This window comes from Halalkalibacter sp. HAAS-P013 (assembly GCF_056619925.1).
This window is the reverse complement of the sequence record NZ_JBWQTU010000006.1, coordinates 166,460-180,767: the sequence shown is the minus strand read 5'-3', so window position 1 is coordinate 180,767 and position 14,308 is coordinate 166,460. Positions and strand designations below refer to the sequence as shown.

The 14,308-nt window shown below is 43.2% G+C and carries 9 protein-coding genes; all 9 read left to right on the top strand.

Annotated features, from left to right (window positions below; translation table 11 throughout):
* Positions 1-57 precede the first annotated feature (57 nt).
* On the top strand, positions 58-2,157 hold the full coding sequence (locus AC1FXP_RS11130) for a (Fe-S)-binding protein (RefSeq protein ID WP_480061320.1): 2,100 nt from the start codon (positions 58-60) through the stop codon (positions 2,155-2,157).
* A 352-nt stretch (positions 2,158-2,509) separates the two neighbouring features.
* A complete protein-coding gene (locus AC1FXP_RS11125; protein WP_480061318.1) occupies positions 2,510-3,685 on the top strand; it encodes an acetyl-CoA C-acetyltransferase in 1,176 nt (391 codons plus the stop codon).
* Between the two features lie 508 nt (positions 3,686-4,193).
* Positions 4,194-5,045 (top strand): 3-hydroxybutyryl-CoA dehydrogenase, encoded by an 852-nt coding sequence (locus tag AC1FXP_RS11120; RefSeq protein WP_480061316.1) that lies wholly within the window; start codon positions 4,194-4,196, stop codon positions 5,043-5,045.
* A 28-nt stretch (positions 5,046-5,073) separates the two neighbouring features.
* Complete coding sequence (locus AC1FXP_RS11115) at positions 5,074-6,213, top strand: acyl-CoA dehydrogenase (protein WP_480061314.1); 1,140 nt, start codon at positions 5,074-5,076, stop codon at positions 6,211-6,213.
* A gap of 12 nt (positions 6,214-6,225) precedes the next feature.
* Positions 6,226-7,368: an acyl-CoA dehydrogenase gene (locus tag AC1FXP_RS11110; protein WP_480061312.1), complete on the top strand. Its 1,143-nt coding sequence runs from the start codon at positions 6,226-6,228 to the stop codon at positions 7,366-7,368.
* Positions 7,369-7,546: 178 nt separating this feature from the next.
* Complete coding sequence (locus AC1FXP_RS11105; RefSeq protein WP_480061310.1) at positions 7,547-8,185, top strand: TetR/AcrR family transcriptional regulator; 639 nt, start codon at positions 7,547-7,549, stop codon at positions 8,183-8,185.
* A gap of 16 nt (positions 8,186-8,201) precedes the next feature.
* Positions 8,202-11,441, top strand: a complete 3,240-nt coding sequence (gene icmF / locus AC1FXP_RS11100; protein ID WP_480061308.1) for a fused isobutyryl-CoA mutase/GTPase IcmF — start codon at positions 8,202-8,204, stop codon at positions 11,439-11,441.
* Between the two features lie 338 nt (positions 11,442-11,779).
* Entirely contained in the window at positions 11,780-12,310 is a 531-nt protein-coding gene (gene rpoE / locus AC1FXP_RS11095) for a DNA-directed RNA polymerase subunit delta (protein WP_480061306.1), read from the top strand.
* Between the two features lie 303 nt (positions 12,311-12,613).
* Positions 12,614-14,212 carry a CTP synthase gene (locus AC1FXP_RS11090; RefSeq protein ID WP_480061304.1) on the top strand — a complete coding sequence of 533 codons (1,599 nt, stop codon included), beginning with the start codon at positions 12,614-12,616 and terminating at the stop codon, positions 14,210-14,212.
* Positions 14,213-14,308: the final 96 nt, after the last annotated feature.

Here is a 14,308-nt window from a genome sequence, read left to right as displayed (position 1 = left end):
TTATAAATGTGCCTACGAGTATTTTATAAAAGGAAGAGTGAAGGGGGATGTTCAATTGTGGAAGCGCTAACATGGATTAATTGGATTTTATTCTTACTTGTAACGACTTATGCCGTCTATTTATTCGTAACGCTTGTAAAAACTAGGTATGAGTACATCAAACTCGGAAAAAAAGCAGAGTTCGAACATACGATGAAGGAACGTCTACATGCAGTTTGGGTGAATGTTTTTGGGCAAAAGAAGCTATTAAAAGATAAGAAAAGCGGTATCATTCATTTAATGTTTTTTTACGGATTTTTAATGGTTCAGCTAGGGGCAATTGATTTAATTTGGAAAGGCCTAGCGATTGGCTCGCATTTGCCACTAGGACCGCTGTATCCAGCCTTTACTTTCTTCCAAGAAATCATTGTATTTATGATCTTAGTTGCTGTTGTTTGGGCATTCCATCGTCGCTATATTGAAAAATTAGGACGCCTAAAGAGAGGTTGGAAAGCAGGACTTGTACTCATTTTTATCGGCGGTTTAATGACGTCAAAGCTTTTGGCAAAAGGAATGGAAATCATCTGGCTTGAAAAATCATTAAGTGGCTTTGAGCCGATTGCATCAGGAATTGCAGCTGTATTTAGCTTTTTACCATCAACTATAGCAAGTGGGTTTTTCTTTGTTTTTTGGTGGATGCATTTATTGTTTTTGCTTACATTCCTCGTTTACGTACCGCAATCCAAGCATGCACATTTAATTGCTGGTCCAGTTAATGTTTTCTTAGGGCGGACTCACAAAGTTGGACAGTTATCTTCCGTTAATTTTGAAGATGAGAGCCAAGAAGTATTCGGTGTGAATAAAATTGAAGACTTTAACCAAAAACAACTCGTTGATTTGTATGCCTGTGTTGAGTGCGGGCGCTGTACGAATATGTGTCCAGCAACGGGAACCGGGAAGATGCTTTCACCGATGGATTTAATCGTAAAAATGCGTGACCATCTAACAGAAAAAGGTGCCGCTGTCACGTCAAAATCAGCTTGGTTACCGGAATTTGCTTTTTCAAATACAAAAGCAAACCAGCTAGCTATGCAAGGGTCTGGCGGCGAAGTAGCTGCAGGGTATTCCGTTAATCTCATTGGAGATGTCATTACAGAAGAGGAAATTTGGGCCTGTACGACATGCCGAAACTGTGAAGATCAGTGCCCAGTTATGAATGAACACGTGGATAAAATAATCGACTTGCGTCGATATCTCGTTTTAACAGAAGGAAAAATGGATGCAGATGCACAGCGCGCAATGACAAATATTGAGCGTCAAGGCAATCCGTGGGGAATTAGCCGCAAAGAGCGTGAAAACTGGCGCACTGGTCGCGACGACATTCATGTGCCAACAGTAAAAGAGATGGAGAAGGCAGGAGAAGAATTTGAATTTCTTTTCTTCGCTGGATCGATGGGTTCTTACGATAAACGCAGTCAAAAAATTGCTCAATCATTTGCAAAAGTAATGAATGAAGCAGGAGTAACGTTTGCGATCATCGGGAACAAAGAAAAGAATTCTGGTGATACCCCAAGACGATTAGGGAATGAATTTTTATTCCAAGAGCTAGCAGCAGCAAATATTGATTTGTTCCAAAAACATAACGTTAAAAAGATTGTCACGATTGATCCACATGCATACAATACATTTAAAAATGAGTATCCAGAATTTGGTCTAGAAGGCGTTGAGGTATACCACCATACAGAACTTCTAGCAGAGCTAATCAGAGATGGTAGGATTTTGCCGAAGTATGAAGTGAAGGAAAAAATCGTTTACCATGATTCCTGTTATCTTGGACGCTACAATGAAGTGTACGAACCACCTCGTGAAATATTAAAAGCGATTCCAGGTGTTGAGATCGTTGAAATGAAACGAAATCGCGAGGACGGCATGTGCTGTGGGGCTGGAGGCGGAATGATGTGGATGGAAGAAGATACAGGCCAACGCGTCAATGTCGCACGCACCGAGCAAGCACTTGAAGTAGCACCATCTGTAATTGGAAGTGGCTGTCCATATTGCTTAACGATGTTAAGTGACGGAACAAAAGCGAAAGATGTCGAAGAAGATGTTCAAACACTCGATTTAGTAGAAATCCTAGAAAAATCGCTCATCCAGAAGGAAAATGACGCTGTACACTAGAATAAAAAGAAAAGGCTTTCATAAGTATAGTGTAAACATAAAAAGAAAGGGTATGTAGGCTTCCTCTCTTTTTAATAGGCTGTTTTCGCATACATTGTTGTTTATTGGGACACGTGTTTTCCTCATGTTCGTTCCATTGCGCTCCAGCCACTCGCTTTCCGCGGGGAGGTGTCGAGCCTCCTCGGCTGCGCCTGTGGGGTCTCGCCCCTACCTCTTCATCCCGCAGGAGTCGAGTGACTTCCGCTCCATTTCACTACGAGAAAAACGTTTCTTCAAAGCATCAATCGTTACGAAAACAGCTTTTTAATAAAATATTGAGTGAGCGTTCGCTCAGAACGAAGGGGGAAAACGAATGAAGACAGTCATTGTTAGTGGAGCAAGAACTCCGTTTGCCAAATACGGTGGGGCCCTTAGTGCGTTAAGTGCAAGTGAATTAGGTGGTCAAGCAATCAAAAAGGCGTTAAGCCGTGCCAATTGGCGAAAAGAACAAGTGGATCAACTCATAATGGGAAATGTTCTGCAAGCAGGACTTGGCCAAATTCCTTCGCGTCAAGCTGCTCACCATGCTGGTCTTCCTTGGTCGGTTAAGACAGAAACGATTAACAAAGTGTGCGCATCTGGTATGCGGAGTGTCACAATGGCTGATCAGCTCATTCGTTTAGGAGAGGCGGAAGTCGTTGTTGCTGGTGGAATGGAGTCAATGAGCAACGCTCCGTACTACCTTCCAAATGCGAGATGGGGGCAAAAAATGGGCAATGGCCAGGTCATTGATGGCTTAGTTCATGACGGCCTAACATGCTCATTCCGCGAAGTTCATATGGGCACGTATGGAAATGCGGTCGCTCGCGAGTTAGGCATTTCAAGAGAAAAACAGGATGAATGGGCGTATGAAAGTCATAAAAAAGCAGTCGCGGCAATCGAGTCTGGAAAACTCGCAGATGAAATCGTCGGAGTAGAAGTGCCGCAGCGACCAGGAGCCCCTCTTTTTATTGAAAAAGACGAAGCACCACGTATCGATACATCGCTAGATTCATTAGCGAAATTAAAGCCTGTCTTTGGCAAAGACGGAACAATCACCGCAGGCAATGCCCCTGGAGTAAATGACGGTGCAGCAGCACTGCTCCTTATGTCTGAAGCAAAAGCAACAGAAGCAGGGCTCCAACCTTTAGCAACAATCATTGCTCATACGGCACTAGCAATTGAACCAGAAAACTTCCCGAAAACACCAGGATTAGTTATTAAGCAACTTCTTGAAAAAACAAACAAAAAAGCAGAAGATATCGACCTTTTTGAAATCAACGAAGCCTTCGCTGCCGTCGCTTTAGCAAGCAAGCAAATTGCTGAGGTTGACCCTAGAAAAATCAATGTAAACGGAGGAGCAATCGCCCTTGGCCACCCAATCGGCGCAAGTGGCACCCGTATCATTTTAACGCTAGCCTATGAACTAAAAAGAAGAGGCGGCGGCCTCGGAATCGCAGCCATCTGCAGCGGCGGAGGCCAGGGAGACGCAGTGATGATAGAGGTGTAACCAAAAGGGCGGTCTTCCCTTTTGGTTACACCGAAGCGATGAGCGAAGCCGCCGTAATCTTTTAAGCCTATTGAGCGATCTCCTCAAAAGGCGCACGGCGAGTGAAGCCATCGCAAGCATGTTCGCACAAAAAAGGGGAAGGGCGGTCTTCCCTTTTGGTTACACCGAAGCGATGAGCGAAGCCGCCGTAATCTTTTAAGCCTATTGAGCGATCTCCTCAAAAGGCGCACGGCGAGTGAAGCCATCGCAAGCATGTTCGCACAAAAAAGGGGAAGGGCGAGGGCACTGAAAAAGTCCTTTCTAGCGGATTCGAGGAAGCAGCAATGGCTCCACACGTTGCGCGCCTGCTATGAGAAACCCACTCATAGCAGGCTTTAAGACAAAGCAACGGTTCCGCTCATTGCTTAAAGGCCATTGAAAAAGGTAAAAACCACACCTTTTTCAATGGCCTTGAAAGGGCGGTCTTCCCTTTTGGTTACACCGAATCACATCTCAAAGGAGAGTATCTATGAACATACAACAAGTCATGGTCATTGGAGCGGGACAAATGGGATCAGGCATTGCCCAAGTCCACGCAATGGCTGGAATTAACGTAGTTCTTCACGACATAAAAGAAGAATACGTTCAACGAGGCATGACATCAATTACGAAGAATCTAGCTCGACAAGTCGAGAAAGGCAGGCTAACGGCAAAGGAAAAAACAGAGATCTTAGAACGCATTGAAGGTTCAACCGATTTAGGAAATGCCCGTGACGTCCAATTAGTGATTGAAGCTGCGGTTGAAAACATCAAAGTGAAAGCCTCAATTTTTGCAGAGCTTGACCAGATCACCCCACCAACGACAATCTTAGCGACTAATACGTCATCTTTGCCGATAACAGAAATTGCGGCTAGCACAAATAGGCCAGAGAAAGTCATTGGCATGCATTTTATGAATCCAGTTCCAGTTATGAAGCTCGTTGAAATTATTCGCGGACTTGCAACAGCCGATGAGGTTTATGAAACGATTGAATCCTTGTCGCACAGGCTTGGAAAAACTCCGGTGGAAGTGAACGATTATCCTGGGTTTGTTTCGAACCGGATTTTAATGCCGATGATTAACGAAGCAATTTTCACCGTTTATGAAGGGGTTGCAAAACCAGAGGCAATTGATGAAGTCATGAAGCTTGGCATGAATCATCCGATGGGACCGCTGACACTTGCTGATTTTATTGGTCTTGATACGTGCCTCTACATTATGGAGACGCTTCATGAAGGCTTTGGTGATGACAAGTACCGCCCTTGCCCGCTTCTCAAAAAGTACGTAAAGGCAGGCTGGCTTGGCAAGAAGTCAGGTCGAGGTTTTTACAAATACAGCTAACGAGTACCACATATAGGGAGGTGCAGTCATGAATTTACGCTTCACAAACGAGCAAGAGATGATGAGAAAAATGGTGCGTGAATTTGCAGAAGAGCAGATCACTCCTTTCATTGATGAAATGGAAATACACGAGACGTTCCCAAAAGAGATCATAAAAAAAATGAGCGAGCTTGGCTTGATGGGAATTCCGATCCCTGAAAAGTATGGCGGCTCTGCGATGGATTTTACATCGTATATCATTGCGATTCATGAGCTGTCAAAGGTGAGTGCAACCGTTGGTGTTATTTTATCTGTCCACACATCTGTTGGGACAAATCCAATCTTGTATTTTGGAACAGAAGAGCAAAAGAAAAAGTACGTGACTAAGTTAGCGACAGGGACCTATTTAGGAGCATTCGGGCTCACTGAACCAAGCGCAGGTTCTGATGCAGCTGCATTAAAAACGACAGCTGTAAAAAAGGGAGACCATTACGTGCTAAACGGCTCCAAAGTATTCATTACAAACGGTGGCGAAGCAGATACGTACATCGTTTTTGCTACGACTGCACCAGGTACGAAAGCAAAAGGGATCTCAGCCTTCATCGTTGAAAAAGACACGCCAGGCTTTAAAGTAGGCAAAAAGGAAAAGAAGATGGGCTTAAATGGATCGAATACAACCGAACTTATTTTAGAAAATGCCCTCGTACCGGCTGAGAATTTGCTAGGGAAAGAAGGAGACGGTTTTAAAATTGCGATGGCAAATCTTGATTTTGGCCGGATTGGCATTGCTGCTCAAAGCTTAGGCATCGCAGAAGCCGCTTTTAAAGCAGCAACAAACTATGCGAAACAGCGGAAGCAATTTGGCAAAGCGATTGGAACGCAGCAGGCAGTTGCTTTTAAGCTTGCTGATATGGCCACAAAAATTGAAGCAGCCAAACTATTAACGTTCCGGGCAGCTCATTTAAAAGACAACGGCAAACGCTCTCGCCAGGAAGCCTCGATGGCTAAGCTATACGCTTCAAAAACAGCGATGGAAACCGCCATTGAAGCGGTGCAAATTTTTGGAGGCTATGGCTATACGAAAGAGTATCCAGTTGAGCGTTATTTCCGAGATGCAAAAGTATGTGAGATTTACGAGGGAACGAGTGAAATTCAGAGGCTCGTCATTAGCAAACAGTTACTAAACTAGGAGGCTATGCTCATGAATTTTTTCTTAACAGAAGAGCAGGAAATGATCCGGAAAATGGTTCGTGATTTTGCCAACAAAGAAGTCGCACCGACAGCAGCAGAGCGTGATGAAGAGGAACGCTTTGATCGTGACATTTTTGATAAAATGGCGGAGATTGGTCTAACAGGAATTCCATGGCCTGAGGAATATGGCGGGATTGGGTCAGATTATATGAGCTATGTTATTGCAGTTGAAGAGCTGTCGCGTGTATGTGCATCAACTGGGGTAACGCTCTCTGCTCATACCTCACTTGCTGGCTGGCCGATTTATAAATTTGGTACCGAGGAACAAAAGCAAACGTATTTGCGCACCTTAGCAGAAGGAACGAAAATTGGGGCGTATGGGTTAACCGAACCAGGATCAGGATCAGATGCTGCAGCGATGAAGACGACGGCTATATTAGACGGTGAGGATTATGTTTTAAACGGCTCAAAAATTTTTATCACAAATGGTGGAGTAGCAGATATTTACATTGTCTTTGCTTTGACTGATCCAAGTCTCAGGCATAAAGGGGTCACGGCCTTCATCGTGGATGCTGATACACCAGGCTTTTCCGTCGGGAAAAAGGAGCATAAGCTTGGTATTCGCTCCTCACCAACAACAGAAATCATGTTTGAAAATTGCCGGGTACCTGCTGCAAACCGACTCGGGAAGGAAGGTGAGGGGTTTAAAATTGCGATGATGACACTAGATGGCGGTCGAAATGGAATCGCTGCACAAGCGGTCGGGATCGCTCAAGGAGCACTAGATGCATCAATAGAATACGCAAAGGAAAGAAAGCAGTTTGGCAAAGCGATTGGCGCACAGCAAGGAATTTCCTTTAAGCTTGCGGATATGGCGACAAAAATTGAAGCGAGCCGACTGCTCACGTATCAAGCGGCATGGAAGGAAAGCGAAGGGCTTTCGTACGGAATGGAATCTGCCATGTCGAAGCTGCTTGCAGGAGATACAGCAATGGAAGTGACCGTCGAAGCTGTTCAAGTATTTGGAGGGTATGGATATACAAAAGAGTACCCAGTTGAACGCTTTATGCGTGATGCAAAAATTACGCAAATCTATGAAGGTACGAATGAGATTCAAAGATTGGTAATTGCAAAGATGTTGTTGGCAAGGTGAAAACCGTACCTTTTTTAGTACCCTCCTATTTCGCTATTATTTTTCAAGTTGAATTTCCATCAGACTAAAGCATCTTCTCTCTATATCAAATTTAACAAAATATTCTTAACTCAGTATGGTAGATTGTCCAAAAGTCTAGTATGCTAAAAGGTATTAGAGAAAAGTGAGAGGAAGTAGGTTGGCAAATTTGAAGAAATCCGTTCCATCGTTAGTCAAAGATCCAGAATTAATTAAAAAACGTCGTGAACAAATGGTCAAAGGAGCTGTCCGCTTATTTATTGAAAAGGGGTTCCATCGCACAACGACGAGAGAAATTGCAAAAGAGTCAGGCTTTAGCATTGGGACACTCTACGAATATATTAGATCAAAGGAAGATATCCTTTACCTTGTTTGTGATGCGATTTATGAAGAGGTAAGAGATCGTCTAGCTTATCATCTTGATACAAATAACGAAGGGATTGATAGGCTGAAAAAGGCCGTTTCTGCATATTTTCAAGTGATTCATGATATGCAGGATGAGGTGCTTGTCATGTATCAGGAGGCGAAATCCCTTCCGAAAGAGGCGCTGTCTTACGTGCTCCAAAAAGAAGTAGAAATGACCGAAATGATTGAAAAAGTCATTCGTGATTGCGCCAAGGAAGGGGTAATCCAAGTAGATGATGATGCTAGGGTGAAGCTAGTTGCTCATAATATTTTAGTGCAAGGACATATGTGGACATTTAGAAGGTGGCAAATTCAGAAGCATTTTAGTTTAGAAGAATATACGAATTTGCAAATCGAGCAGCTGCTTCAAGGAGTCAATCACCGTCCGATTTAAAGGAGGAGTAGTGTTCATGTCAGAGTACCGTCCGAAAAATCATGTGCGTTTTGTGACCGCGTCAAGTTTGTTTGATGGTCATGATGCGTCCATTAACATTATGAGAAGAATTTTGCAGGCGAGCGGGGCTGAGGTCATTCACCTCGGGCATAACCGCTCTGTCGAGGAAATTGTAAACGTTTCCATACAGGAGGATGTCCAAGGGATTGCGATTTCCTCTTATCAAGGAGGTCATGTCGAGTTTTTTAAATACTGTTATGATCTGTTGCAAGAAAAAGGGGCAGGGCATATCCGTATTTACGGGGGAGGAGGCGGTGTCATCACCCCGCCAGAAATGAAAGAGCTACATGAGTACGGGATTTCTCGGATTTTTTCACCTGAAGATGGACGCAAGCATGGTCTCCAAGGCATGATTGGTCAAATGCTGAGAGAGTGTGATTTCAGTGTCGCAGGCAAAGGCGACACTGAAATCACAAAGCTGAAAGAAAAAAATCCGAGCACGGTTGCACGACTCATCACCATTGCGGAACATCAACAAGAAGGCATGTTCCAAAAAACATTTCAAGCAATCAAGCAACTCGCCGTGGCCACTCCAGTTGTCGGGATTACAGGTACAGGCGGAGCGGGGAAAAGCTCTTTAACCGATGAACTGGTTCGGAGATTTTTATTTGAGTTTGAGGATAAAACGGTCGCGATTCTTTCAATTGATCCGACCAAACAAAAAACAGGGGGAGCGCTGCTTGGGGACCGAATTCGGATGAATTCCATTCATCATCCGCGTGTCTTTATGCGTTCGCTTGCGACACGTGGGTCGCGCACAGAGATTTCAGCGAGCCTGAAAGAGGCGATCGCAGTTGTGAAAGCAGCTGGCTATGATTTGATTATTGTTGAAACGAGCGGGATTGGCCAAGGGGATGCTGAAATCATCGAGGTCGCAGATATTTCGATGTATGTGATGACGAGTGATTACGGGGCGCCTTCTCAGCTTGAGAAAATTGATATGATCGATTTTGCTGATTTGATTGCGATTAATAAATTTGACCGAAAAGGGTCAGAGGATGCACTGAGGCATGTTCGCAAACAATATCAACGCAGTCACAACCGTTTTGATGAACCGCTTGATGCTATGCCTGTGTACGGGACGATTGCAAGTCAGTTTAATGATCTTGGGACCAATACGCTGTTTGCCGCTTTGATTGATCTTATTGCTAGTATTAGCCATAACAACTGGGAAACAATGATTGAAACGAGTGCAGAAGTTATTAAACAAAACATCATCATCCCACCGGAGCAAACTCATTATTTGCGAGACATCGTCCAAACGATTAGGCAGTATAAAAAAACAACCGATGAACAGGCGGAGGTTGCACGTAAATTGTTCCAGATAACAGGTGCGCTTAACACACTTGAGGAACAAGCGCTAGAAACCGACGTTGCAACAAAGCAGCTACTTGATCTTAAGCAACAATACGAAGCGCAGCTCCTCAAAGCATCAAAACAAATTCTCGACAGCTGGAATTCGTTAAAAGAAGCATACAAACAAGACACCTTTGTGACTAAAATTCGCGATAAAGAGATCGTGACAGAACTGACGACAGAAAGCTTATCCGGGTTGAAAATTCCAAAGGTGGCGCTGCCGAAATTCTCAGATTGGGGAGACATTTTAAAATGGTCGATGGAAGAGAATGTTCCTGGACAGTTTCCATTTACAGCGGGAGTGTTTCCTTTTAAGAGGAAAGGAGAAGATCCGAAACGGCAATTTGCTGGTGAAGGGACACCGGAGAGAACGAACCGTCGTTTTCATTATTTATCAAAAGATGATGAGGCAAAGCGTTTAAGTACGGCGTTTGATTCGGTTACGTTGTACGGGGAAGATCCTGATTATCGGCCTGATATATACGGCAAGGTTGGTGAGAGCGGGGTTAGTGTTTGTACGCTAGATGATATGAAGAAGCTGTATGCAGGCTTTGATTTGTGCGCGCCGCAAACATCGGTTTCGATGACGATTAATGGTCCGGCTCCGATTTTACTTGCGATGTTTATGAATACAGCAATTGACCAGCAGTCAGAACGTTTTAAAGAGGAGCACGGGCGCAAGCCGACAGAAAAAGAGCTTGAGTCGATTAAACGACAAACACTTAAAGTTGTAAGAGGAACGGTTCAAGCTGATATTTTAAAAGAAGACCAAGGGCAAAACACCTGTATTTTTTCAACCGAATTTGCGCTACGAATGATGGGCGATATTCAGCAATATTTTATTGATTATGACGTTCGTAACTATTATTCGGTCTCAATTTCTGGCTATCATATTGCTGAGGCGGGAGCAAATCCGATTTCGCAGCTTGCCTTTACACTTGCCAATGGGTTTACGTATGTCGAATATTACTTAAGCCGCGACATGGATATAAACAAGTTTGCACCGAATCTGTCGTTTTTCTTCAGCAATGGTTTGGACCCGGAATATACGGTCATTGGTCGGGTCGCAAGAAGAATCTGGTCAACGGTCATGAAGCATAAATACAAGGCGAATGAAAGAAGCCAAAAATTAAAATATCATATTCAAACATCGGGCCGGTCGTTGCATGCTCAGGAAATTGACTTTAATGATATAAGAACAACGCTACAAGCATTAATGGCTATTTATGACAACTGCAATTCGCTTCATACTAATGCGTATGATGAAGCGATCACGACGCCAACAGAGAACTCAGTTAGACGAGCGATGGCGATTCAAATGATCATTTCAAAGGAGCTCGGTCTTGCCAAAAATGAAAACTCGTTACAAGGCTCTTTCATCATTGAGGAATTAACGAATTTGGTAGAAGAGGCTGTATTGCGCGAGCTTGAGCAAATTGATGATCGCAAAGGGGTACTCGGAGCGATGGAAACTCAGTATCAGCGCAGCAAAATTCAAGAGGAGTCCATGTTTTATGAGATGAAAAAGCATACAGGTGATCTGCCGATTATAGGTGTAAACACGTATTTAAATCCGAACCGTGAAGAAGCTGACAATGAATTCGAACTAGAGTTGGCTCGTGCGACACAGGAAGAGAAGGAACAACAAATTATCAATTTACGTAAGTTCCAAAAGAAGCATGAACAAGAATCAACAGTAGCTTTGAAGCAGCTCCAGCAAACAGCGATTCAAGGTGGAAATGTATTTTCACAGTTGATGGAGACCGTCAAAGTAGCAAGTTTGGGGCAAATTACGGCAGCTCTTTACGAAGTAGGAGGGCAGTATCGTAGGAATATGTAGGCTTTTTGAAAGCTGGAAAGGCCATTGAAAAAGGTAAAAACCACACCTTTTTCAGTGGCCTTCTTTACTATTTTAGAGGTTTCAAAATTAAAAGAATATTGTATAATGGATGAAATGCCATAATTTAGGTGGAGAAAGATGATTGCAGAACTTTATCAGCGTTATATTGGCTTAGAGCTAGTGATAAAGGGACACTACTTGTCTAGGTAAAAGACTTTCTTCTTCCATGAACTAGCATAAACGCCGGAAATATGTTTATAATGAAAAGTATGCTTGAAATACCAACAACGATTGGATCAATAGATAGAAGAAGATTGACTGAAAGGACGTGCCTTTTGATGAAGCTACAAGAATTGGATAAAGAAGAATTACAAGAGATGTCGATGGTGGAGGTTGCGTTTGAAATCATGAAGGATGAGCGCACACCTTATGATTATTATGACCTCGTAAACAAAGTGGCAGAGGTTAAGGAAATGTCAAAAGCAGAAGTGGTACAACGTATTGCAAACCTATACACAGATATGAACATCGATGGACGCTTTCACTCTTTAGGAGACAACCGTTGGGGTTTAAAAAGTTGGTATCCATTAGAGCAGGCTGAAGAAGAAATTACAACACCTGTGAAGCCTCGTAAAAAGGCGAAGGCAGCATTGGATGATGTCGATACACTTGATGATGGATTTGAAGATTACGAAGATGAATATGAAGATCTTGAAGATGAGCTTGATGAAATTTCCAATGAGGAAGATCTCGATGAAGATGAAGATGAAGATGATGACAAGGATTTCGATGATACGGATGAAGACTTGGATATAGACGACACAGATGATGACGAAGATTTAGAAGAGAACGATGAGGAAATCCGTTAATTTCAACGTGTGAAATCTACTTGACTTCTGTAAGCAATATAGGTAGAATCATTTAGGGCTTAAGAAATCTAATTGGAATAATTTTATAAAACAAAAACAAAAGTGCGCCCCCTTTCTAGGGAGAGCTGTCACTTTTGTTTTTTTATTTTTATATAGCATATCCTAAAGGGAAGTCTAATGAATAAGTACCCCGTGGTTATTTGTATGCCAGCTGTGTGTTGGCTACACTTAGCAATTGCATTTCCTGTGAAGACGCTCCGTGTAGGAGAGAATACTTATATATTAAGCAAGGGAGACGAAAACATGGCAACGAAGTATATTTTTGTAACTGGTGGCGTGGTGTCATCACTCGGAAAAGGAATTACAGCTGCATCACTAGGACGTTTATTAAAAAACCGTGGCTTGAAAGTTACGATCCAGAAATTTGACCCATACATTAACGTGGACCCAGGAACGATGAGCCCGTATCAGCACGGGGAAGTATTCGTTACAGAAGATGGAGCAGAAACAGACTTAGACTTAGGACACTATGAGCGTTTTATTGATATTAACCTTAGTCAAAACAGTAACGTAACAACAGGACGTGTGTACTCAACTGTTTTAAAGAAAGAGCGTCGCGGTGATTATTTAGGTGGAACGGTTCAAGTTATCCCACACGTGACAAATGAAATTAAAGAGCGAGTCTTTCGTGCAGGGCGCGAAACAAGCGCAGATGTGGTGATCACAGAAATCGGTGGAACCGTAGGGGATATTGAAAGCTTGCCGTTCCTAGAAGCCATTCGCCAAATTAAAAGCGATGCTGGATACGAAAATGTGATGTATGTTCACTGTACGCTCATCCCTTATCTTGCTGCTGCTGGTGAAATGAAATCAAAACCAACACAACATAGTGTAAAAGAGTTACGCAGCCTTGGTATTCAACCAAATGTGATCGTCGTTCGTACAGAAAAGCCAGTTCCTCAAGATATGAAGGAGAAAATTGCGTTATTCTGTGATATCGATAAAAACGCGGTTATTGAAGCACGCGATGCTGATACCCTTTATCAAGTGCCATTAGATCTTCAAGCACAACATCTTGATGCAATTGTCTGTAAGCACTTGAAGCTTGAATGCAAAGAAGCGGATATGACAGAGTGGACAGCGTTAGTTGAGAAAGTACAGAACTTATCTGGAAAAGTGACGATTGCCCTTGTTGGTAAATACGTTGCTTTGCAAGATGCATATTTGTCAGTAGCAGAAGCGCTTCGTCACGCTGGTTATGCGTTTGATGCCGATATTGATATACAGTGGATTGATGCTGAGGAAGTGACAGATGAGAATGTTGCTGAGTTAGTTGGTTCAGCGGATGGAATTTTAGTTCCTGGTGGATTTGGTGATCGTGGAGTAGAAGGGAAAATTTCAGCGATTCGTTATGCTCGTGAGAATAATGTTCCATTCTTAGGAATTTGTTTAGGAATGCAGCTAGCTTCAATTGAGTATGCACGTAACGTACTTGGATTAGAAGGTGCTCACTCTGCAGAGTTAAATCCAGAAACTCCATATCCAATCATTGACCTGCTTCCTGAACAAAAGGACGTAGAAGATATGGGTGGAACGCTTCGCCTTGGTTTGTTCCCTTGTAAGTTAACAGACGGAACGGTTGCATCTGCAACATACAACGAGCAAATTGTGTATGAGCGTCACCGTCACCGTTATGAGTTCAACAATGAGTACCGTGACCAAATGGAAAAAGCAGGATTCATCTTCTCTGGGACAAGCCCAGACGGAAGACTTGTTGAAATCATTGAGCTAGAAGAGCACCCTTATTTTATCGCATCACAGTTCCACCCAGAATTCAGCTCAAGACCAACACGTCCGCAACCTCTATTTAGAGAATTTGTCGGTGCATCTCTGAAAAAATAATATTGCTTTAGTGTAATGAAGAGGGGTCTGACCTCTACCCCCTGGGGGTAGGGGTCAGACCCTTTTTGTGCTGTTGAATAATTACATCGCCATTAA

What these genes read in the sequence shown, in the direction of transcription:
- AC1FXP_RS11125 (WP_480061318.1), top strand. Translation starts at nt 2,510, where the DNA reads ATGAAGACAGTCATTGTTAGTGGAGCAAGAACTCCGTTTGCCAAATAC.
- AC1FXP_RS11120 (WP_480061316.1), top strand. Translation starts at nt 4,194, where the DNA reads ATGAACATACAACAAGTCATGGTCATTGGAGCGGGACAAATGGGATCA.
- AC1FXP_RS11115 (WP_480061314.1), top strand. Translation starts at nt 5,074, where the DNA reads ATGAATTTACGCTTCACAAACGAGCAAGAGATGATGAGAAAAATGGTG.
- AC1FXP_RS11110 (WP_480061312.1), top strand. Translation starts at nt 6,226, where the DNA reads ATGAATTTTTTCTTAACAGAAGAGCAGGAAATGATCCGGAAAATGGTT.
- icmF (WP_480061308.1), top strand. Translation starts at nt 8,202, where the DNA reads ATGTCAGAGTACCGTCCGAAAAATCATGTGCGTTTTGTGACCGCGTCA.
- rpoE (WP_480061306.1), top strand. Translation starts at nt 11,780, where the DNA reads ATGAAGCTACAAGAATTGGATAAAGAAGAATTACAAGAGATGTCGATG.
- AC1FXP_RS11090 (WP_480061304.1), top strand. Translation starts at nt 12,614, where the DNA reads ATGGCAACGAAGTATATTTTTGTAACTGGTGGCGTGGTGTCATCACTC.